Genomic DNA, 22,666 nt, shown 5'->3' with positions numbered 1-22,666 from the left:
CAACGCCGCCGCTACTCGTGCGGCGCACGCCTCTACCAGTCCATCACCACGCTCACGCCGACGCTGTGCTGGCGATCATCGGCAACGCGCCGGTGGTCGTAGCCCACCTGTAGCGCCACCCCCGGCGCGAGGCGTTGACGCAGGCCCAGGCTGGCGCGTGTCTGGTAGCGTTCAGGCGTGAGGCTCTGCAACTCGAAGTCGACCCCGGACACACTGTTCAGCGCCATGCCCACTTCGACCTGGTCATCCTCGAACTCACGCTCGCGGGCGATCTCGCCGAACAGTTCGGCGTCCTCGGCCAACTGGAAACGGCTCTGCAGACCGAGGCCCAGGCGTTGCGATTCGCGGCGCTGGTCGTCGTAGGAGAGCGCAGTGGAGGTGGCGCCGTCCTCGCCATAACCATCCACCTCGATGCGCGCGTAGCCGGCGCTGACGAAGGGCGCGATGCGCAGGCGCGGATCGCCGACCGTCAGCTCCACGCCCAGGCGCCCGTCGAGCGCCAGCAACCAGCCATCGGTTTCACCGCGCTCAGTGCGGGTGGTCTGCCCCAGGGCAAAACGGCGCTGCAGGTCGTGATAATCGAGGTAGCCCAGGTGGGCGCTCAGGTCGCCCCACAGCAGGCCGTCGTGGTACTGGGCGAACACGCCGCCCAGGTAGCTGCGCAGGTCGTAGTCGGACTCACGGGCGCCGAGTTCCAGGCTCTGCTCCTGCACGTTGAGGGTCGCGCCGATACGCCAGTCGTCCGCCAGGCGGTAGCTGGCGCCGATGCCCAGGCCCTTGCCGCGGCCATCGCCGGATGCGGCGGTCGCGGAGCCGTCGTAGTCCGCCTGGCTGGCACCGCCAGCGACGAAGCCACGCCATTGTCCCTGCGCCTGCCAGGCGCTCCAGTCACCGCGCCACTGCTGGCGTAACCCGTCGCGGGCGGCGCTCAGCGCGGAGTCGGCAGCCTGTGGCAGCAGGCCAATTTCCCAGGGCGCGGCGAGGATCGACAGCCCCTGATCCGCGAGGATGCGTTGCATCGCCGCCGTCGGGTGAACCAGGTCCGCGTATATCAGCTTGCTCGGATCGGGCGTGGCGCTCAGCGCGCCCCAGGTGGCGTTCTGGCAGCCAGTGGCGCCCGTGATCGAGACGGCGTAGAAGCACGTCCCCTGCAGGTTCTGGCTGGCGTCGAAACCGAACGTGCCGGGATTGGCCAGCACCTCGCGATAGAGCAGCGGTACGTTGAGCGGGATCACCTCGGCGTCGACGCTCGCCATCTGGCGAATCAGCTCGGCATTGAAGGCCTGCGCCAACGCGTATTGGGCCGGGTTGAACAGACCGCCAGTGCTTGGGCTGGGTACGTCGACCAGCAGCGGGGTCATGAAGTAACGCCCGCCGGCGGCCTGCAGTGCGCGCAACGAATCACCGAGGCGCACCGCAGCGGCCTGGGCGGTCGGCACGCTGACCACCAGCCCCTGAAGGAAGTCGTTACCGCCACCGTTGACGTAGAACAGCGTGTCGCGGTCGATCACCCGACCGCCGACCAGATAGCCGTTGCGGCTGCGCAGCGGCACGCCACCGGAGCTGACGACCGAGGTCTGGGTGATCGACTGGTAGATCTGCGCGGTGGTGTAACCGCCGACCGCCCAGTTGTCACCGTCAGCCTGTCCCAGTGCCTGGCGCAGCGGGCTGGTCGATGCGGTCTGGCTGCCGAGCCCCAGGCCTTCGCCGATCAGCATCGGTGAGGTGCTACCGAAGGTCTCGGCGGAAAAATAGCTGTAACCCGGCCCCACCTGCGTGGTGAAGCGGATCGGATTGAGTCCGTTGGAGAACTGGCCGGCGTCGCTCAGGCTATCGCCGAACACCACCATGCCGCTGTAGGCCGCATGGGTGGTCAGTGGTCCTGCGAAAAGGCAGGCGAACGCCAACGGCGTCAGTACTCGTTTCATGGTCCATGTCCCTTTTTATTGTTGTGTTGGCCAAGCGGCGGGGACTTTAGGGACTATGCAACAGGAACACACGATCGCTCGCGCAATTTCCCTATTCCGATTGAGGCGCCAGACACCGGGTTAATCCTCCGGTCCTGGCGCTCACTCTTTGGCGGGAGAGCGGCTCAGAGCGCTTGGGCGGCGCCCTTCTTCGGCTCCGTTTCGGCCAGTTTGGCCGCTTCCCGGGCCGGCCTGATCAGGCTGAAATCGATCAGGCTTTTTGGCTGCGCCGGGTTGCCGATCAGCAGGGCGTGCGGTTTGAAGGTCGCGCTGACCAGGCTCTTGCTCGGCTCGAACTCGTCGGCGCGCAGCCCGGCCATGTCCGCCCAGGTGTGGATGAAGTGCGAGCTGCTGTAGGGTCGCTGCAGTGCCTGGCGGACGTCGCGCGGTGAGCCGGCCTGCCACTTCGGCGAATTCCAGACGATGAACGGGATGGTGTACATCGGGCTGGTTGGCGCGCCTTCGTTGCGCCCGAGCACCGTCGGCTTAGGCGCATCGAATACTGCCTCGCCGTGGTCGGAGAAGTAGACCAGGAAGCCGTTGGGGTCGGTGGCGGAGAAGCGCTTGATCAGGCTCGACACCACGAAGTCGTTGTACAGCACGGCGTTGTCGTAGCTGTTGTAGGTCGGCAGCTGGTCGGCGGTGACCGTGGCCGGCGCGCCTTGCGCATCGGTGAAACGCTCGAACTCCTTCGGGTAGCGGTACTGGTAGCTCATGTGGGTGCCGAGCAGGTGGACCACGATGAACTTGCGCGGCGCCGGATCGGCCAGCACCTTGGCGAACGGCGCCAACACGTCGCCGTCGTACTGGCGGGCGTTCTGCTCACGGTTGTTGTTCAGGTAGAACTGCTCGTCGGCCTGCCTGGAGAAGGTGGTGAGCATGGTGTTGCGCTTGGTGATGGTCTGCTGGTTGGTGATCCAGTAGGTCTTGTAACCGGCCTGCTCCATCACGCTGACCAGTGACGGCGTGGTCAGGTAGCGCTCGGGGTGTTCCTGGTCGGCGAAGGTCAGCACCTGCTGCAGCGCCTCGATGGTGTAGGGCCGCGGCGTGACCACGTTGTCGAACACCTGCAGCTGGCTGCGCAACTTGTCCAGCTCCGGGGTGGTCTGCCGCGGGTAGCCGTAGAGGCTCATGCGCTGGCGGTTGGTCGATTCGCCGATGACCAGCACCAGCGTCGACGGCTGCCCGGCGTGGGCGTCGCTGAGGTTGCGCAGCGGCGCGATGCTCGAACTCTCCGACAGCAGCGCCTGCATGTTGCCGAGCTGCTGGCGGTACTGCCCGTAGCCGACCACCAGTTGCCAGGGTGTCGCCGGCTCGATGCGCTCGGCGAAGTTCTCCAGGGCGGCCTGCGGGTCCTCGTGCTTGAGGTACTGGCGCAGCGCCGGGTAGCCGAGGGTGGCGGCGAATAACAGCACGCTGGCGCAGATCGCCCCCGGGCGCGACAGGTACACCGGGCGCACCTTGCGCCACAGCAGCCAGGCCCCCAGACCGTAGGCGAAGAAGGCCGGCACCATCCACCAGGCGAAATACTGCGCCATGTACTCGCTGCCTTCCGACACGTTCGACTCGAACATGATGAAGATGACGCTTTGCGAGAACTCCTGCCCGTAGATCAGGAAGTAGCCGAAGCTGGCCAGCGAGCACAGCCACAGTGGAATGCCGATCAGCGCCGCCAGGCGCCGCGCCTGTGCGGGGAACAGCAGCAGCGGGATCAGCCACAACGCGCTGAGGAGGAAGGCCTGGCGGAAACCGGCGAAACCGGCGGTGCCGGTGAGCTGGATCAGCAGCTGGGTGACGCCGGAGAAATACCAGAAGAACAGGAACATCCAGCCCAACCCGGCCCAGTCGATACCCCTGCCCGCCCCTGCCCCACGCGCCGCTACTGCCATGACAGCCCCACACCTGATGTTCAATGGGGCGGGACTATCGAGCGATACGGGTGAAAACTTCGTCAAACGGTCAGGAACACCCTGCGAAAAGGCAACACTGCGGTACGGCCTGCCGGGCCGTGCCGCGCGCCGCCGTCACACCAGCTGAAAGCGCGCGGTGTTCTGCGCCAGGCTGCGGCTGCCCTGGCTCAGGCTGTCGGCGGCGCCATGCACCGCCTGGGCGCCGTCGAGCAACTGCGCGGCGGCCTGGTCGACCTGCTGGATGTTGCCGCTGACCTCGTCGGCCGTGGCGGCCTGTTGCTCAACCGCGGTGGCGATCTGCGCGATCATGTCGCTGACCCGCTGCACCGAGCCGGCGATATCACCAAGGTGCACGCCGAGTTCGGTGACCGCGCCGGCGTCCACCTCGGCCTGGCCGCAGGCAGCCTGCATCAGGTCGACCGATTGCTGTGCCACGCGCTGCAGGCCTTCGACCGTGGCGCTGATCTCGCGGGTCGAGTCCTGGGTACGTTGCGACAGGCTGCGCACCTCGTCGGCGACCACGGCGAAGCCACGGCCCTGCTCGCCGGCACGCGCCGCTTCGATGGCCGCGTTGAGCGCCAGCAGGTTGGTCTGCTCGGCGATGCCCTTGATCACGTCCACCACCCGGTTGATCTGCTGCGCCTGCTCGCGCAGCTGGCCGAGCGCATTCGCCGCCTCGCCCAGCTGCTGGGTCAACTGGCGCATGCTGGCGGTGGTCTGCACGCTGCGCTGGTTGCTGGCTTCGGCGACGTGGCGGGTCTGCGTGGCGTCCTGTGCGGCCATCTCGCAGTTCTCCGCCACGCTCTGCGCGGTGGCGGCCATCTGCGTGGCGGCCGCAGCGATCTGGCTGACCTGCTGCTGTTGCTGCTCGACGGCGTGCAGGGCCTGCTCGGCCTGCGCGCTGAGGGTGAGTACGGTGGCGCCGAGGTCGTCGGTCTCCTGGTTGACGCCCTGCAGGGAGCCGCGCAGCTGGGCCACGGCGGCATTCAGTGCAGTGCCGATCAGCGCCAGCTCGTCGCGCCCGTGCACCGTGACATGGCTGCGCAGGTCGCCATCGCGCAGCGACTGTGCCAGCGAGGTGATACGCGCGGCACTGGCGCGGATCGACACCTGCAGGCAGACCAGCACATACAGCGCCAGCAGTGCCAGCACGGCGAAGAAGCTGAAGGTCAGGACCAGCGCGCGTAGGGCCTTGTCGCGGTACTCGCCGAGGCGCTGGTCGAGGCCGCCGAGGGTGGCCTGCTGCAGCGCGCGGATCTGCTCGCGGGTCGCGTCCATGCCCTGCTCGAAGGCCGCCACATCCAGGCTGATACCGCCTTCGCCGTACATCTTCTGGTCGAGCTGGGCGAGCCAGGCGTCGAGCTGCGTCAGGCTCTGCGCGTAGGTCTCGTTCCACGCAGCCAGCGAGGCCGGCAGCTTGCCGTCGAGGTTCTTGCCGATCTTGCCCAGCTGCTGGCGCGACTCGCCGGTGGCGTTGCGGATCTCGCGCAATTGCAGGCGGCTCTGCAGGCTGAACTGCCCCGCCGCCACCGCGCCCTGGCCGACGCTGGCGAGCACGCCGAGCTGCTGTTGCAGGCGCGGCGTGCCCTGGGTGGCCACCTGCATGAGCAGGTAGGTTTCCAGCTTGGAGTCGAGGATCAACCCGCTTTCGATGGCGATCTGCTCGCGCAGGGCCACCAGCTGCTGCAGCGCCTGGGTGAAGCGCTCGTAGGCATCCGGCCACCAGCCGACGCTGCCCAGGGCCTGGCTACTGAGGCCGGCGCGCTGCGCACTCAGCGCCTGTAGTGCGTCCTGCGCACCGGCGCTCGCACCCTCCTCGCTCAGCACCTGCTGCAGCTGCGCCAGGGCCTCGTCGAGGCTCGCCTCGCTCTGCTGCAGGCGGGCCACGGCGGCCTGGGTTTCGGCACTCGCCTCGCGGTTGCGTTCGGTGGACTTCCAGCGCGCGGTGAGGTTGCGCTGGCTGACCAGCACCTGCTCGACCTGATCCAGCGCCTGCAACTGGCGCACGCCGGAGCGCTCGCTGTCGACGATCGCCAGGCGCTGCATGTAGGTGGTGCCGATCGACCAGGCGCCATAGCCCAGCGGCAACACGAACATCAGCGCCAGCAGCTGGAATTTCTGGGCAAAACGGAAACGCTCGAGCGCACGTACGCCGGGCATCAGCAACGCGTTCATGCCGTACTCCTCAATCAGATGAACTGCTTGAACTAGCAAATGGCACGCCACGCCACGCGGATTTCGGCACTCAGCCGATGGGCGACCTGCCCAAGACGGCACCGGAAAAAGGCAATACAGGCATTGCGCCATTAGCCTACAGAAAAGCGTCATCGCCCCCGCCCGTCCAGGCGCGGAGACAAGCGTCTTCCTCAACGCACGAACGACGATGGCGCAGGCGGTGCTCCTTTTTGGAACAGCGCTGCCGCCACCGGCAACAGCGGCTGCTACCGGCTGGGTACGGCGGCCTTCATCGCCTCGATGCGCTGCCGCGGCTGTGTGCGCTCGGCCGCGGGTTTGCCCAGCCACCACTGGCGTACCGCGCTGTTGTCGTAGGGCGCCAGCCACTGCCCGTGGCGGGCGTACTGAGCCTGCGGAAAACCATTGGCGCGTCCGCGCAGGTAGTGATCGAAGAAGGCCAGCACCAGCTCGTTCGGCACACCTGCGTCGGCGCGGTGCCGAACAATCCATCGCGCAGGGGGCGACGCATGAACAGCGGCGTGTCGGTAAGCCCGGAGTGCAGCGAGTCGCGCAGCACCATGCGGTGGATGTCGGCGCGCTGGCCGGCGTGTTCGAGGCGCTCGTAGGAGAAGTCGTTGAAGCTGCGCAGCGGGCCGCTGGGGTCCGCACCGAGCATGCGGTAGAAGCCGCGCAGGTCGGCGTGCAGCATCAACAAGGGCACCGGCAGGTCGGCGTCGAAGGAGATGCCCATCTCGCCGGTGCGACCAAGGTCGCTGGCAGCCACCAGACCAGAACAAACAGCCCCAGGGCGGCGAGCAGCAGGAGGTCGCTGGCGTCGACAGGGCGCAGCGGCCACAGCACGCAGAGCCCCAGCAGGATGGCAACCAGCACGCAGGGCGCGCCGGGGTGCAGCTCGTAAACCAGGGTGCCCGCCAGCGGCCCGACGATCATGCCCACGCATCGGCGGCGCCGAGGGCACCCGCCTGCCGCGCGCGGGCAATGGGCTGAACCAGCACGCCGAAGGACATCATCGCCAGTGCGCCGGCGAAGGTCTCGAACACCCGCGGGAGCATGTTCAGACCTGGCGCCTTGCCGGTAGCCGCTGCCTCGTCCACGTCGCGTATCTCAACGCCCCTGGGGTCGGCGCAGGCGCCAGCAGATCCAGCCGACCAGCATCAGCGGCACGCCCAGGGTGAGCCAGGAGAACAGGTCGAAGAGGTCGTCGCCGATCAGTGCCGAGACCAGGCCCAGGCTGCTGAGCACGGCCAGCAGCAGGGGCCAGCGGAAGATCATCCACAGACCGCGCTTCATGCTCCGCCCTCCGTGGTCAGGCCGCCGGCATCCAGCTCGGCCAGGCGTTTCTCCAGTGGCGCCTTGCGTCGCCCCAGCCACAGGTACAGGCCGCTGCCGAGGATGACGATGGAGATCAGATCGAGCACGGTCCAGATGATCTTCAGCGGCAGGCCACCGTAGTCACCGAAGTGCAGCGGCTGCGAGAGGAACAACGTCTTCACGTACCAGGGCATCTCGCGCATGTCGGTCAGTTCGCCGGTCTGCGCATCCACCAGCGCCGGCTTGAGCAGGCGCTCGGTCACCGGCGTGGCGCCGCGCATGAACACCGCGTAATGGTGCTGGCTGCTGAAATCGGTGCCGGGGAAGGCGACAAACGCCGGCTCCATTTCCGGCGCTGCCGCACGGGCGGTTTCCAGCGCCTTGTGCAGAGAACCTGGCGAGGTCAGTGGCGGCGCGTCCTTGTATGGCGCAGTCATCTCGGCCAGTTGGCCGTTTTGCCACAGGCCGAGGATCGGCAGGGCCAGGGTATTGATCACCCCGGTGACGCCGACCACCAGCACCCAGGCAAGGGTGACGATGCCGAGCACGTTGTGCAGGTCCAGCCACTTCAGCCGCGAACTGCGCGTGGTGCGCACGGTGGCGAAATCCAGCTTGCGCATGAACGGCGTGTAGACCACCACGCCGGAGACCAGGGAGGCCACCAGCAGCAGGCCCATGAAGCCGAGAAACAGATAGCCGGGCAGGCCGAGGAACATGTCGGTATGCAGGCGCAGCATCAGGTTCATGAAGCCATCGTCCGGCGGCTCCGGCGGAAACAGCTTGCCGGTGCGCGTATCGAACGGCTGGGCATGGGCGTCCAGCGGCGGAGGCACCAGGGTCGGCGCGGTAAACACGGCACCAAGCGGGTCTTCCGTATCGAAGCCGACGAAGCGCACCACCTCGCCGGGCCGTGCTGCCAGCGCTCCGGCGATGACCTGGTCGTAGTCGATGCGTGGCGCATCGGCAGGTAATGGACCCAGTTCCGGGTGCGGCTCGAAGTAATGCTCGATCTCCTCATGGAAGATCAGCGGCAAGCCGGTCAGGCACAGCATCAGCAGAAAGACCGTGGAGATCAGACTGGTCCACTTGTGCACCAGATACCAGTTGCGCAGGGCTCGGGTGGTCATGTTGTTCTTCTCATCAGGCTTGGTTCTCATGACCGGCCCACGCGCTTGCGCCCGTCAGCCTTGAACGCAGGCCTGGGGCAGAAGAGCGTGGAGCCGGCTCTTGCGGGTAAATCAGAAATCCACGCTGGCCGACAACTGCAGGGTACGGCCGGCGCCGAGGTACAGGTAGCCGGCGGTCGACGTGCCCCAGTAGTCCTCGTCGAACAGGTTATCCAGGTTGGCGCGCACCACCACCGGCTTGCCCAGCGACTCGAAGCTGTAGCGGGCACCGACATCCACACGCACCCAGTCCGGCAGGGTCAGGTTGTTGGCCTGATCGGCGTACTGCTCGCCTGTGTAGATGGTCCGCGCGGTCAGGCTCAGGCCAGGCAACGCGCCGAGATCCCACTCGCCGCCGAGGTTGAACTGCTGGCGCGGCACACCGATGGCATCGCTGCCGTCGTTGGCGCCGTTCTGTGTCTTGGTCAGTTTGGCCTGGGTGTAGGTGCCGCCGCCGAGCACACGCACGCCCTCGGTAACTTCACCGAACAGGCTCAGCTCCAGCCCGCGGTTGCGCTGTTCGCCACCATCGGTGAACTGGCCGTTCTCGACCACGCTGCTGGGGCGCTCGATCTGGAACGCAGCCAGGGTGGCGCCGAAGCCGCTCCATTCGCCCTTGATGCCCACTTCCCTCTGCTTGGAGACATAGGGTGCGAGCATCTCGCCGGGGTTGCTGACGCCGGTGAGCGGTGCGGTTTCGCCCTGGCTCAGGCCTTCGATGTAGTTGGCGTATAGGGAGATGTTTTCCCACGGCTTGAACACCACGCCGACCAACGGGGTTAGCTCGCTCTCGTCATACCCCCCATCGACCGGGGTGCCGACGTTCATGTTGTAGTTCTGCGCCTCGACCTGCTGCTGGCGAACGCCGAGCGTCACCTCGAAGCGACCGTCGTCGAACGACAGGGTATCGGCCAGGGCATAGCTGGTGAGGGTGGCCGCCGTGTACTTCTCGGCGTGCTTGTCGATGCCGTCAGTGCTCGGCGTGCTGCTGTCGACCGGGTTGTACAGGTTGGAAAAGCGCAGCCCGCCAAACGAGGAAAAGTCGAAGAAGATGTCCGCGTGTTGCACCACGCGCGTCGCCCCGAAGCTCAGGCTGTGCTGCACGGCCCCCGTGCTGAATGCGCTGCGCAGGCCGGCTTCGGCGGAGTGCGAGGACACGTCGAAGACCTGCCAGGCCGGGCTCGAGGCGAAGTCGCCGGCGTTGTTCAGCAGCGTGACGTTACCGGCCAGTGCGTCCATCTCGCTGCGGCGGTCGCCGTAGCCGGCGTAGGCGGTCAGCCAGTCGTTGAGGTCGTATTCGCCGCGGACGATGAGGATGCGGTCCTGCATTTCCGACTGGCCATACCCGGGGTAGTTGAGGTCGTTGTCCGGAGCCTCGGGAATATTGGTGACGGCTGCCGCCAGGCCGAACTGGCGAACCACGTTGTCGATGTCCTCGCGCTGGTAGATGTAGTCGGCGGACAGGCGCAGGCGCTCGCCGGCGTAGTCCAGGCCGAGGGAAGCGAGACGACCTTCCTGCGACTGATCGTCGACCGCGGTGTCGCCATCACGGTAGGCGCCGTTGAAGCGCACGCCGAATTCATTGCTTTCACCGAAACGCCGGCCGAGGTCGACTTCGCTGCCCAGCACCGAGTCGGACAGGTAGCTGACCCCGACACGTGCCAGCGGCTCGACGTCGGCGCGCTTGGTCACCAGGTTGACCGCCCCGCCGATGGCGCCGCTCGGTGCCATGCCGTTAAGCATCGCGCTCGGCCCCTTGACCACCTCGATGCGCTCGGCCATTTCCACCGGCACGCGGAAGTGCGGCGCCAGGCCGTACATGCCATTGATCGCCACGTCGGCGCTGGCCACCGGGAAGCCGCGCAGGGAGAAGTCCTCGTTGAGGTTGGTGCGCGCGCTGCCGATCTGCGCCGACGGCTCGTTGGCCAGCACATCGGCGATGCTGCGTGCCTGCTGGTCGCGGATGGTCTGGGCGGTGTAGCTGGTGATGCTGAACGGTGCATCCATGATGTCGGTGTTGCCAAGCAGACCGAGGCGGCCACCGCGCGCCACCTGGCCACCGGCGAATTCTTGCGGCAGATCGCCGACCGCGGCACTGCTGCTCACCAGCGACGATGGCACCTCCAGCGCGCCAGCCCCATCGGCCAGCGGCACCAGGGTGTAGCTGCCGTCCCCGCGCAACTGCAATTGCAGGCGGTTGCCACCGAGCAGGCGGTTGAGCCCGTCGACCGACGAGTAGCGCCCCTGCAAACCGGGGCTCTGCAGGCCATCGGTGAGCGCCGGGTCGAACGACAGCGACACGCCGGCCTCGCTGGCGAAAGTGGCCAGGCTGCGCCCCAGCGGGCCGGGAGCGATGCTGTAGTTGCGCTGCTCGCTGCTGGCCCCGGTTTCGGCAGCGAACAACGGCTGGGCGGCACCACCCAGCGCCAGCGAGAAGATGGCGGCACGCACGGCCAGCGACAGGGTACGGCGGGAAGCGAGCGGACGAGACATCGAAGCAGGGATCATTGCGGCGGGTTCCTTGCGGCTCTGTGGCCAGGTGATTGGCAGATTCACCTTGATTGCCAGCCGAAACGGAAAAAGGTCTCACCTCGCCCGAGGTTTTTTTGCGGCCCGCCGCTGCAACGCACGTGGCACACGCTCAGGCGGCCGCGCTGAGGGTGATCCAGTAGCCGGTCAGGGCACTCACGCGTACCGGGTAGGTCGCCTGCAGCATGGCCAGGGTGCGCTCGCGATTCAGCAGCGGGTAGGCACCGGAAATCAGCAGCCCGGCCACCTGCGGATCGCAGCGCACGATGCCCCGACGATAACGCGCCAGCTCGGCGGCGAACTCGGCCAGCGGCATGCGATCGGCCATCAGCATGCCGCGCGTCCAGGCCACCGCGCCGGCATCGGCCAGCGTGCGCGTGGCCCGCCCGGCGGCGTCGAAGACACTGCCCTGGCCGGCCTGTACCAGTAGCGGTGCGCCCTGCAGCGGCTGCACCTGCACCGCCCCGTCGAGTACCGCGAGTCGCGTGCGTCCGTCATCCTGGCGCACGCTGAAACGCGCGGAGCGGGTGCTGAGCAGGCCCTGCTCGGTGCTCACCTGCAACAGCGGCGAAGCGGCAGTGGGCGCCTCGACGAGGATCTCGCCCTGCAGCAGCGCCACCAGGCGCTGCTCGACGCCGAAGCGGAGGTCGACCGCGCTGGCGGTATTCAGCGTCAGCCGGCTGCCGTCCGGCAGGTCCAGTACGTGCTGCTCGCCGACAGCGGTACGGCGATCGGCCAGCCACTCGCGCGACGCGCCCTGCCAGCCGGCCCAGACCACTGGCGTGGCCGCCAGCAGCAGGCCGAGTTGCTTGAGCGCACGCCGCCGGCTGGCGTCGGGCGCACGCCCCAACGCCGGGCCGGCCAGCTCGGGCGGCAGGCCACCGAGGCGCGCCAGCAGGCGCTCGGCGCGCTCCCAGGCGCGCGCATGCTCGGGGCTGCGCTGACGCCACTGGGCACAGGCGATGCGGTCGGCCTCGCTGCTTTCCCCGGAGTGCAGCTGCATCAGCCAGGCGGCGGCTTCGTCAAGAATCGCACTGCCCACGGGCACGTCGTGAACGCGGTTCATGCCATAAGCTCCAGGCACTGGCGGAACGCCTGCTGCATGTAGCGCTTCACCGAGCCCAGGGATACCCCGAGCACTTCGGCGATGGCCGGGTAGGTCAGGCCATCGATCTGCGACAACAGGAAGGCACGCCGCACCGGCTCGGGCAGATTCGCCAGCAGGGAATCGATCTCGTGCAGGGTTTCCAGAATGATCAGGCGCTGCTCCAGCGACGGCGCCAGCTCTTCCGGCAGGTCGGCCAGGGCGTCGAGGTAGGCTCGCTCGAGGGATTGCCGGCGGTACCAGTTGATCAGCAGGCCCTTGGCCACGGTGGTCAGGTAGGCGCGCGGCTCGCGGGCTTCCAGCACCCGCCGCGAGGCGAGGATACGGGCGAAGGTGTCCTGCGCCAGGTCCGCGGCGTTGTCGGCACAGCCGAGGCGCTTGCGCAGCCAGCCGTACAGCCAGGCGTGGTTGCTCTGGTAAAGCTGGTGCACGGCATCGTGCAGGGACGTATCGGCTGATGACATGGGCGTCTGCCTACGGAGGTGGCGCCCGGCGCCAAGAAACAATTGAGAATCGATCTCATTGTATCTGCTTCCGCCAACAGGCCACAAGCACCCCACGCACCAAGGAAAACGCCCCGGCCCTTGCGGGCCGGGGCGCTGGGTGCAGCTCAGCGTGGCAGGCTAGCGCTTACTTCGTCCTGCCGCGCTGGCGGTCGACTTCGCTGAGGAACTTCCTGCGCAGACGGATCGACTTCGGCGTGACTTCGACCAGCTCGTCGTCATCGATGAATTCCAGAGCCTGCTCAAGGGTGAACGTGATCGGCGGGACCAGCAGGCTTGCCTCTGAGTATGGGCGCCCCCGGGCGGGCCGATATAGCACAGGTGGCGCGTGGGCAGGGCTGGAACTCAGGATACGCTCGCCCCAGATTGCGGCCTACCAGCACGGCACCAGCAGGATCGCCCGCAAACAGTTTCCTGCAAGAAACGAAAAGCCCCGCCAGATCACTCTGGCGGGGCTTTCATTTACAGCCTGAAACTAGCGGCGGGTCATCAGACCTTGGCTTTCTTGGCTGCGCGGGTGCGTTCGCCTTCGTCGAGGATCTTCTTGCGCAGACGGATCGACTTCGGCGTCACTTCGCAGAGCTCGTCGTCCTGGATGAACTCCAGAGCCTGTTCCAGGGTGAAGCGAACCGGCGGAACCAGGGCGATGGTTTCGTCTTTACCCGAAGCGCGCATGTTGTCGAGCTTCTTGCCTTTGGTCGGGTTGACGCCCAGGTCGTTGTCGCGGCTGTTCAGACCGACGATCTGACCGTTGTAGATTTCCTGGCCGTGCTCGACGAACAGCTTGCCGCGCGCCTGCAGAGTTTCCAGGGAGTAGGTCAGCGCCTTGCCGGTGTCGATCGATACCAGTACGCCATTCTGACGGCCCGACATGGTGCCGGCCTTCACAGTGTCGTAACGGTCGAAGATCGAGGTCAGGATGCCAGCGCCGTTGGTCAGGGTCAGGAACTGGTTACGGAAACCGATCAGACCACGCGCCGGGATGTTGTATTCCAGACGCACGCGGCCTTTACCGTCCGGCGACATGTTGGTCAGGTCGCCCTTGCGCAGGCCCATCTCTTCCATGACCTTGCCCTGGGATTCTTCAGGAATGTCGATGGTGACGTTCTCGAACGGCTCCTGCTTGACGCCGTCAACTTCACGGATGATCACTTCCGGACGGCCAACACCCATTTCGAAGCCTTCGCGACGCATGGTTTCGATCAGTACCGAGAGGTGCAGCTCACCACGGCCGGAGACCTTGAACTTGTCGGCGCTTTCGCCTTCTTCAACGCGCAGGGCCACGTTGTACAGCAGCTCCTTGTCCAGACGCTCCTTGATGTTGCGGCTGGTGACGAACTTGCCTTCTTTACCGCAGAACGGCGAATCGTTGACCTGGAAGGTCATCGATACGGTCGGCTCGTCGACGGTCAGCGGCTTCATGGCTTCGACGTTGTTGATGTCGCACAGGGTGTCGGAGATGAACAGCTGATCCATACCGCTGACGCAGACGATGTCACCCGCGGTGGCTTCTTCAACGTCGACGCGGTGCAGGCCGTGGTGGCCCATCAGCTTGAGGATACGGCCGTTACGCTTCTTGCCATCGACGTCGATGGCCACCACCGGGGTGTTCGGCTTGATCTTGCCGCGGGCGATACGGCCCACGCCGATGATGCCGAGGAAGCTGTTGTAGTCCAGTGCGGAAATCTGCATCTGGAACGGGCCGTCGAGATCGACGTTCGGCGCCGGTACGTGGTCGACGATGGCCTGGTACAGCGGGGTCAGGTCTTCAGCCATGTTCTCGTGATCAAGGCCGGCGATGCCGTTCAGGGCGCTGGCGTAGACGACCTGGAAGTCGAGCTGCTCATCGGTAGCACCGAGGTTGTCGAACAGGTCGAAGATCTGGTCCATGACCCAGTCCGGGCGCGCGCCCGGACGGTCGATCTTGTTGATCACCACGATCGGACGCAGGCCGGCTTCGAAGGCCTTCTTGGTCACGAAACGGGTTTGCGGCATCGGGCCGTCCTGGGCGTCGACCACCAGCAGTACGGAGTCGACCATCGACATCACGCGCTCAACTTCGCCACCGAAGTCGGCGTGGCCGGGGGTGTCGACGATGTTGATGCGGTAGTCGCTCCACTTGATAGCGGTGTTCTTCGCCAGAATGGTGATGCCGCGCTCTTTTTCCTGGTCGTTGGAGTCCATCACGCGCTCGTCGTTGAGCTCGTTACGTTCCAGGGTGCCGGACTGACGCAGCAAGGCGTCGACGAGGGTGGTTTTGCCATGGTCAACGTGGGCGATGATGGCGATGTTACGGAGATTTTCGATCACGGATGTCGTCTCGATTGATGATTCTGAAACCTGTGGCTGCGCAGTCTACGCAACCTGGATGAATAGCCTGTTAACGCGAGATGCGGTCTGGAGGTCGCTTGCGGCGCACCTCGGCCAGCAGCCGCGTGGACCTAGCCCGGACGGTAGACGCGCACATTGGCATGCCCCTCGCTGAGCAGATGGTGAGCATGTAGGCGACTCATCACGCCTCGGTCGCAATACAGCAGGTACTGGCGGTTGGCATCCAGCTCCTTGAAGCGACTGTTGATCGCGTAGAACGGCAGAGTCTGGACCTCGATGCCCGCCAGTGCCAGCGGCGCGTCTTCGCTGTCGTCGGGGTGACGAATATCGATGACGATCTGCCCCGGCATCGCTTCGGCAACGATCTCGACCGGAAGGTCCTCACCGAGTTCGTCGATCACTCGATCAACGGTCATCCGCGTGGCGCGCTCCAGGGCGCGGTCGAGGATGGCCATGTCGAAGCGGGTCTCTTCATGCTCGATGCGCGGTTTCTTGGCCTTCGTGGTCGGGTTCACCGAAATCACGCCGCAGTATTCGGGCATGTGCTTGGCGAACTCGGCGGTGCCGATTTCGTAGGCGGTGTCGATGATGTCCTGCTTGTGGCTGGCGATCAGCGGACGCAGCACCAGCATGTCGGTGGCCGAATCGATCACCGAGAGGTTCGGCAGGGTCTGGCTGGACACCTGGGAGATCGCCTCGCCGGTGACCAGGGCATCGATGCGCAGGTCCTCGGCGATGCGGGTCGCGGCACGCAGCATCATGCGCTTGAGCACCACGCCCATCTGGCTGTTGTCGACCTTGCCGAGGATTTCGCCGACCACTTCCTCGAACGGCACGCTGATGAACAGCACGCGGTGCGAGCTGCCGTATTTCTTCCACAGGTAGTGGGCGACTTCCATCACGCCCAGCTCATGCGCTCGCCCGCCCAGGTTGAAGAAGCAGAAGTGGGTGAGCAGGCCGCGGCGCATCATCTGATAGGCAGCGACGGTGGAGTCGAAACCGCCGGACATCAGCACCAGGGTCTGCTCCAGCGAGCCCAGCGGATAGCCGCCGATGGCGTCGTGCTGGTGGTGAATGACGAACAGGCGCTGATCGCGAATCTCGATGCGCACTTCCACATCGGGGTTCTTCAGGGCGATGCCGGCGGCGCCACACTGCTGGCGCAGCTGGCTGCCGACGTAGCGTTCGACGTCCATCGAACTGAAGCTGTGCTTGCCGGCGCGCTTGCAGCGTACGGAGAAGATCTTGCCCGGCAGCTGGTCGGCGTAGTGACGCTTGCACTTCTCCAGCACGTCGTCGAAATCACCCAGCGGGTATTCGTTGATTTCCAGGAAGTGCGCGATGCCGGGCGTGCAGGTCAGCCGCGCGATCATCTCCTGCAGCACTCTGGGTTCGCTGAGCGCGGTCTCCACCTCGAGGTTGTCCCACACACCGTCCACCCGCAGGTCGGGATCCAGATCACGCAGCACGGTGCGGATGTTCTTCCCCAGCTGGCGGATGAAATGCTTGCGCACCGGCCGGCTCTTGATGGTGATTTCAGGGAAGACTTTGACGATGAGTTTCATGGAGACAGCAGTGCACGAGGCGGCCGAAAAAAGAAGGGCGCGGATTATAGCGGAAATTGCTCAAGCTTTAACCAAAAACTATACAAAGCACAGGCGACGCACCGAATAAGTGCGAGCGCGCATTTATCCGCACCATTAGTGCGCAGTAAAAGCACGCGAGATTTGCCGCAGCCCCCGCAGCCCCTGACTTTCAGGGCTTACACCCATTCCGGGGCACTGGCATGCAATTTGCTCCCTTGTGAGGCAGGTCGCCCTGGCAGACTATGCCGCCGGGCTTCACCGAACTTTTGAGGGCTCACCTTCGAGCCTTATCCATCTGGAGGACAACATGTCTAAAGCTGTTCAACTGATCAAAGAACACGACGTGAAGTGGGTAGACCTGCGCTTCACCGACACCAAGGGCAAGCAGCACCACGTGACCATGCCGGCACGTGACGCCCTGGACGACGAATTCTTCGAAGTCGGCAAGATGTTCGACGGCTCCTCCATCCACGGCTGGAAAGGCATCGAAGCCTCCGACATGATCCTGCTGCCGGTCGACGACACCGCCGTGCTGGACCCGTTCACCGAAGAGCCGACCCTGATCCTGGTCTGCGACATCATCGAGCCGAGCACCATGCAAGGCTACGACCGCGACCCGCGCTCCATCGCCAAGCGCGCTGAGGAATACCTGAAGACCACCGGTATCGGTGACACCGTATTCGTAGGCCCGGAGCCTGAGTTCTTCATCTTCGACGAAGTAAAGTTCAAGTCCGACATCTCCGGTTCCATGTTCAAGATCTACTCCGAACAAGGCTCCTGGAACACCGACGCCGACATCGAAGGCGGCAACAAGGGCCACCGCCCAGCCGTCAAAGGTGGCTACTTCCCGGTTCCGCCGTGCGACCACGACCACGAAATCCGTACTGCCATGTGTAATGCCATGGAAGAAATGGGCCTGGTCATCGAAGTTCACCACCACGAAGTGGCGACTGCCGGGCAGAACGAAATTGGCGTGAAGTTCAACACCCTGGTCAACAAGGCTGACGAAGTTCAGACCCTGAAGTACTGCGTGCACAACGTGGCTGACGCCTACGGCAAAACCGCTACCTTTATGCCGAAGCCGCTGTACGGCGACAACGGTTCGGGTATGCACGTGCACCTGTCGATCGGTAAAGACGGCAAGAACACCTTCGCAGGTGAAGGCTATGCCGGCCTGTCCGACACCGCCCTGTACTTCATCGGCGGCATCATCAAGCACGGTAAGGCCCTGAACGGCTTCACCAACCCGTCGACCAACTCCTACAAGCGTCTGGTCCCGGGCTTCGAAGCGCCGGTCATGCTGGCCTACTCGGCTCGTAACCGTTCCGCTTCCATCCGTATTCCTTACGTGTCGAGCCCGAAAGCCCGCCGTATCGAAGCGCGCTTCCCGGATCCGGCTGCCAACCCGTACCTGGCCTTCGCCGCCCTGCTGATGGCCGGTCTGGACGGTATCCAGAACAAGATCCACCCTGGCGACGCAGCGGACAAGAACCTGTACGACCTGCCGCCGGAAGAAGGCAAGCTGATCCCGCAAGTGTGCGGCAGCCTGAAAGAAGCCCTGGAAGAACTGGACAAGGGTCGCGCGTTCCTGACCAAGGGCGGCGTGTTCTCCGACGACTTCATCGATGCCTACATCGAGCTGAAATCCGAAGAAGAAATCAAAGTACGTACCTTCGTACACCCGCTGGAATACGACCTGTACTACAGCGTCTAAGCCAGTAGCGCCTGCTCCGGCAGCGCATTGAAAAAGGCCTCCTTCGGGAGGCCTTTTTTTGCGCCGTCACACGGCGTGAAAGTCGCGCGCTTGCCAGCGACGCCAACAGATGCAAGGCTTAGCCCGATATCTTCTGGGAGTACGCCAATGCGTCTGCTCACCGCCTGCCTGCTCTGCGCCCTGGCCCTGCCAGCTGCTGCGCAGATCTACAAATATACCGACGCCAACGGCAACACGGTGTTTACCAATCAGCCACCGGAAGGCCAGGACGTTGAAAGCGTCGAGCTGCCACCGACCAATACCGTGGCCCCACAGACACCAGTCTCCACCCAAGCCACACCGACAGCCAGCCAGAACACCACGACCTATGGCGTACTGGAACTGACCAATCTGCCCAGCGATGAAGCCCTGCGCGCCAACAACGGCACCTTTACCGTCGGCGTGAAAATAACGCCACGCCTGCTCCCCGGCCATCGCCTGCGCCTGCTGCTCGATGGCCAGCCTTACGGCCAGCCGGTCAACGTCACCAGCCTGCAGGTAGTTGCTGCCGACCGCGGCGAACACAGCCTGGCCGTCGAGGTGCTCAATGGCACCCAGGTCATCCAGCAAAGCGCCACCGTCACCTTCACCGTGCAGCGCGTGAACACCAGCAGCCCCGCACTACGACCGCCACCACCCAAACCCAAGCCCGCCCCGTAATCCTCACGAGTAGTCCGAAGCACATGCGCCACCTGCTGTTCTGCCTGCTGCTGTCCAGCCTCAGCCTGCCTGTACTGGCCGGCGTCTATACCTATATCGACGCAGATGGGAATCGCGTTTTCACCGATCAACCGCAATCGGAAAACGCCCAGCGCGTGGAACTGGCGCCCAGCAATGAAATGCGCGGACAGAACGTCATTCCGCGCCCACCCGTATCGCTGACCATGGAGCCCAAGGCGCCTGCCTATAGCCTGCTGCGCATCCTGATTCCCGAACCAGACGCGACCATCCGCGATGCTGCCGGCAACGTCATCGTCACCGCGACCCTGGAGCCGGCCCTGCAGGACGGTCATCTGTTCCGCCTGGTGATGGATGGCAAGGTGATGAAAGAGGCGAGCCGCAGCCCGGTGTTCTCGCTGGAAAACGTCGACCGCGGCACTCACCAGATCGCTGTCGAAATCATCGACGCCACAGGCCGAACCCTGGAACGCACACCGAGCCAGCCCTTCCACATGAAACGCATCTCCCTGGCGCAGAAACGCCAGGCCAACCCTTGCAAGAAAGACGATTACGGCGTCCGCCCGGAGTGCCCGCTCAAGGACAAGCCGAAAGAGCCCCGCGACATCCCCTTCGTCCCCTTCATCTGAATCGGCAGATCGCGCACCAACATGGCGCACCGATCTGCACCGATTTCTATACTCTCCCTGTTTTGGTTCACTCGCCTTCTCGCTGCTTGCGCTGAAACACGGCCAATCACGGAGCGGCAAAAGATAACGCGCGTCTTTTCGGGGCTTTGGTTTGCTTTTTGCATTTTCCTAGCCCATTGCCGGATGCCTGCCCATGACCATAAACGACGCTCTGCATCGCCTGCTGCTGGACAACCTGACCACCGCCACGATTCTGCTCAACGACGACCTGCGTCTGGAGTACATGAATCCCGCTGCGGAGATGCTTCTGGCCGTCAGTGGCCAGCGCAGCCACGGCCAGTTCATCAGCGAGCTGTTCACCGAGTCACCGGAAGCGCTCAGCTCGCTGCGCCAGGCTGTCGAGCACGCACACCCCTTCACCAAGCGCGAGGCCATGCTCACCTCGCTGTCCGGGCAGACCATTACCGTCGACTACGCCGTCACGCCGATCCTCAATCGCGGCCAGACCCTGCTGCTGCTCGAAGTGCACCCGCGTGACCGCCTGCTGCGCATCACCAAGGAAGAGGCGCAGCTGTCCAAGCAGGAAACCACCAAGCTGCTGGTGCGCGGCCTGGCCCACGAGATCAAGAACCCGCTCGGCGGCATTCGTGGAGCCGCCCAGTTGCTGGCCCGCGAGCTGCCGGAAGAAAGCCTCAAGGATTACACCAACGTGATCATCGAGGAGGCCGACCGCCTGCGTAATCTTGTCGACCGCATGCTCGGCTCGAACAAGCTGCCCTCGCTGTCGATGACCAACATCCATGAAGTGCTCGAGCGTGTTGGCAGCCTGATCGAGGCGGAAAGCCAGGGCAGCATCACTCTGGTGCGCGACTACGACCCAAGCATTCCCGACCTGCTGATCGACCGCGAGCAGATGATCCAGGCCGTGCTCAATATCGTGCGCAACGCCCTGCAGGCGCTCTCTGGCCAGAGCGACATGCGCCTGGGCCGCATCAGCCTGCGCACCCGCACGCTGCGCCAGTTCACCATCGGCCACGTGCGCCATCGCCTGGTGGCCAAGATGGAGATCATCGACAACGGCCCGGGCATTCCGCCGGAGCTGCAGGAAACCATCTTCTACCCCATGGTCAGCGGGCGCCCTGACGGCACCGGGCTGGGCCTGGCCATCACCCAGAACATCATCAGCCAGCATCAGGGACTGATCGAGTGCGAAAGCCACCCCGGCCACACCGTGTTCTCGATTTTCCTTCCGCTGGAACAAGGAGTCTTTCAATCATGAGCCGCAGTGAAACCGTCTGGATTGTCGACGACGACCGTTCCATCCGCTGGGTCCTGGAAAAGGCCCTGCAACAGGAAGGCATGACCACCCAGAGTTTCGACAGTGCCGACGGCGTGCTCAGCCGCCTGACGCGCCAGCAGCCGGATGTGATCATCTCCGACATCCGCATGCCCGGCGCCAGCGGCCTCGACCTGCTGGCCCGCATTCGCGAGCTCTACCCGCGACTGCCGGTGATCATCATGACCGCGCACTCCGACCTGGAAAGCGCCGTGGCGTCCTACCAGGGCGGTGCCTTCGAGTACCTGCCCAAGCCGTTCGATGTCGACGAAGCCGTGTCCTTGGTCAAGCGCGCCTTCCAGCACGCCCAGGAACAGCAAGGCCTGCAGGTGCCGGTCGAACAGACCCGCACCCCGGAAATCATCGGCGAAGCGCCAGCGATGCAGGAGGTATTCCGCGCCATCGGCCGCCTGTCACACTCCAACATCACCGTGCTGATCAACGGCGAGTCCGGCACCGGCAAGGAGCTGGTCGCCCACGCCCTGCACCGCCACAGCCCGCGCGCGTCCTCACCGTTCATTGCGTTGAACATGGCGGCGATCCCCAAGGATCTGATGGAATCCGAACTGTTCGGCCACGAGAAAGGTGCCTTCACCGGTGCGGCCAACCAGCGTCGCGGCCGCTTCGAGCAGGCTGACGGCGGCACCTTGTTCCTCGACGAAATCGGCGACATGCCGGCCGACACCCAGACCCGCCTGCTGCGCGTACTGGCCGACGGCGAGTTCTACCGCGTCGGTGGCCACACGCCGGTCAAGGTCGACGTGCGCATCATCGCCGCCACGCACCAGAACCTGGAAACCCTGGTGCAGGCCGGCAAGTTCCGTGAAGACCTGTTCCACCGCCTCAACGTAATCCGCATCCACATCCCGCGCCTGTCCGACCGCCGCGAGGACATCCCCACCCTCGCCCGCCACTTCCTCGCGCGTGCGGCTCAGGAACTGGCCGTGGAGCCGAAGCTACTCAAGAGCGAGACCGAGGACTACCTCAAGCACCTGCCCTGGCCCGGCAACGTTCGCCAGCTGGAAAACACCTGCCGTTGGATCACCGTCATGGCGTCCGGGCGCGAAGTGCATGTCGACGACCTGCCGCCAGAGCTGCTCACCCAGCCTCAGGAAAGCCAGCCAGCCGCCAACTGGGAACAGGCACTGCGCCAGTGGGCCGACCAGTCCCTGGCGCGCGGCCAGTCCAGCCTGCTCGACAGCGCCGTACCGGCCTTCGAACGGATCATGATCGAGACCGCACTCAAGCACACCGCCGGCCGCCGCCGCGATGCCGCCGTGCTGCTCGGCTGGGGGCGCAACACCCTGACGCGCAAGATCAAGGAACTCGGCATGAAGGTGGACGGCGGCGATGACGACGACGGCGACGACGCCTGATCAAGACGTTCAGCTGCACAAGAAAGTGGGCCTCTGGCCCGCTTTTTAATTTCCGGGCGAGCACACTGCCATGCCCGATTGGTGCGCAAAAACCGTGCGGGTGCACTTAGCCGGTTCAAACAGCCGTCGCGCGCCGCGCACGACATAAGACACCAAACTCGGCTGAAACCCAGTATTCACAAGGCCTGCACCCATCGTAATAAAACTGGCACACACCCTGCATAGACTCAAGTACACCCAGTTTCGGGGACCTTGGTACAGGCAGGCCGGGGATTCCCCTCTTTTACACC

The 22,666-nt window shown here is 64.9% G+C and carries 17 protein-coding genes and 2 pseudogenes; 5 read left to right on the top strand and 14 right to left on the bottom strand.

The genetic code is table 11. The features are described from left to right. Positions 1 to 32: 32 nt before the first annotated feature. From IB229_RS11825 to thiI, 14 genes and pseudogenes are all read right to left on the bottom strand, one after another. Positions 33 to 1,928 (bottom strand): autotransporter domain-containing SGNH/GDSL hydrolase family protein, encoded by a 1,896-nt coding sequence (locus tag IB229_RS11825; protein WP_192328832.1) that lies wholly within the window; start codon positions 1,926 to 1,928, stop codon positions 33 to 35. A gap of 164 nt (positions 1,929 to 2,092) precedes the next feature. Then, positions 2,093 to 3,856 (bottom strand): phosphoethanolamine transferase CptA, encoded by a 1,764-nt coding sequence (gene cptA, locus IB229_RS11820; protein ID WP_192328830.1) that lies wholly within the window; start codon positions 3,854 to 3,856, stop codon positions 2,093 to 2,095. Positions 3,857 to 3,991: 135 nt separating this feature from the next. After that, complete coding sequence (locus IB229_RS22280) at positions 3,992 to 4,699, bottom strand: methyl-accepting chemotaxis protein (protein ID WP_412547795.1); 708 nt, start codon at positions 4,697 to 4,699, stop codon at positions 3,992 to 3,994. Between the two features lie 153 nt (positions 4,700 to 4,852). After that, positions 4,853 to 5,155: pseudogene (locus IB229_RS22275) on the bottom strand (HAMP domain-containing protein); the annotation flags it as partial. Between the two features lie 1,186 nt (positions 5,156 to 6,341). After that, a complete protein-coding gene (locus IB229_RS11810) occupies positions 6,342 to 6,836 on the bottom strand; it encodes a hypothetical protein (protein WP_192328826.1) in 495 nt (164 codons plus the stop codon). A gap of 163 nt (positions 6,837 to 6,999) precedes the next feature. Next, positions 7,000 to 7,167, bottom strand: coding sequence for a hypothetical protein (locus IB229_RS11805; RefSeq protein ID WP_192328824.1), 168 nt, complete (start codon positions 7,165 to 7,167; stop codon positions 7,000 to 7,002). 10 nt (positions 7,168 to 7,177) lie between these two features. Next, positions 7,178 to 7,363, bottom strand: coding sequence for a hypothetical protein (locus IB229_RS11800; protein WP_192328821.1), 186 nt, complete (start codon positions 7,361 to 7,363; stop codon positions 7,178 to 7,180). Further along, positions 7,360 to 8,511 (bottom strand): PepSY-associated TM helix domain-containing protein, encoded by a 1,152-nt coding sequence (locus tag IB229_RS11795; RefSeq protein WP_192328819.1) that lies wholly within the window; start codon positions 8,509 to 8,511, stop codon positions 7,360 to 7,362. The genes IB229_RS11800 and IB229_RS11795 overlap by 4 nt, the downstream gene beginning before the upstream one ends. Positions 8,512 to 8,622: 111 nt before the next feature. After that, entirely contained in the window at positions 8,623 to 11,043 is a 2,421-nt protein-coding gene (locus IB229_RS11790) for a TonB-dependent receptor (protein WP_192328815.1), read from the bottom strand. 148 nt (positions 11,044 to 11,191) lie between these two features. Next, on the bottom strand, positions 11,192 to 12,145 hold the full coding sequence (locus IB229_RS11785; protein WP_192328812.1) for a FecR domain-containing protein: 954 nt from the start codon (positions 12,143 to 12,145) through the stop codon (positions 11,192 to 11,194). Next, a complete protein-coding gene (locus IB229_RS11780; protein WP_192328809.1) occupies positions 12,142 to 12,648 on the bottom strand; it encodes a sigma-70 family RNA polymerase sigma factor in 507 nt (168 codons plus the stop codon). The genes IB229_RS11785 and IB229_RS11780 overlap by 4 nt, the downstream gene beginning before the upstream one ends. Before the next feature lie 166 nt (positions 12,649 to 12,814). Continuing rightward, a pseudogene (locus IB229_RS22270) lies at positions 12,815 to 12,970 on the bottom strand (hypothetical protein); the annotation flags it as partial. A gap of 206 nt (positions 12,971 to 13,176) precedes the next feature. Beyond that, complete coding sequence (gene typA / locus IB229_RS11775) at positions 13,177 to 14,997, bottom strand: translational GTPase TypA (protein WP_192328806.1); 1,821 nt, start codon at positions 14,995 to 14,997, stop codon at positions 13,177 to 13,179. Between the two features lie 131 nt (positions 14,998 to 15,128). Next, positions 15,129 to 16,583, bottom strand: coding sequence for a tRNA uracil 4-sulfurtransferase ThiI (gene thiI, locus IB229_RS11770; RefSeq protein WP_192328803.1), 1,455 nt, complete (start codon positions 16,581 to 16,583; stop codon positions 15,129 to 15,131). Positions 16,584 to 16,911: 328 nt separating this feature from the next. Here thiI and glnA point away from each other — a divergent pair, with 328 nt between their 5' ends. The 5 genes from glnA (at position 16,912) to ntrC (ending at position 22,376) form a co-directional block, all read left to right on the top strand. Beyond that, the gene (gene glnA, locus IB229_RS11765; protein WP_192328800.1) at positions 16,912 to 18,318 is read left to right on the top strand and encodes a glutamate--ammonia ligase; all 1,407 of its coding nucleotides are present in this window, start codon (positions 16,912 to 16,914) and stop codon (positions 18,316 to 18,318) included. A gap of 147 nt (positions 18,319 to 18,465) precedes the next feature. Beyond that, entirely contained in the window at positions 18,466 to 19,017 is a 552-nt protein-coding gene (locus tag IB229_RS11760; RefSeq protein WP_192328797.1) for a DUF4124 domain-containing protein, read from the top strand. A gap of 23 nt (positions 19,018 to 19,040) precedes the next feature. Beyond that, on the top strand, positions 19,041 to 19,664 hold the full coding sequence (locus IB229_RS11755) for a DUF4124 domain-containing protein (RefSeq protein ID WP_192328795.1): 624 nt from the start codon (positions 19,041 to 19,043) through the stop codon (positions 19,662 to 19,664). Positions 19,665 to 19,857: 193 nt separating this feature from the next. After that, positions 19,858 to 20,943: a nitrogen regulation protein NR(II) gene (gene glnL, locus IB229_RS11750; protein WP_192328792.1), complete on the top strand. Its 1,086-nt coding sequence runs from the start codon at positions 19,858 to 19,860 to the stop codon at positions 20,941 to 20,943. Continuing rightward, positions 20,940 to 22,376 (top strand): nitrogen regulation protein NR(I), encoded by a 1,437-nt coding sequence (gene ntrC / locus IB229_RS11745; RefSeq protein ID WP_192328789.1) that lies wholly within the window; start codon positions 20,940 to 20,942, stop codon positions 22,374 to 22,376. The genes glnL and ntrC overlap by 4 nt, the downstream gene beginning before the upstream one ends. The last annotated feature ends 290 nt before the right edge of the window (positions 22,377 to 22,666 follow it).

Origin of the sequence: Pseudomonas sp. PDM14 (assembly GCF_014851905.1) — a bacterium.
GTDB lineage: Bacteria > Pseudomonadota > Gammaproteobacteria > Pseudomonadales > Pseudomonadaceae > Aquipseudomonas.
This window is presented reverse-complemented; position numbering and strand designations above follow the sequence as displayed.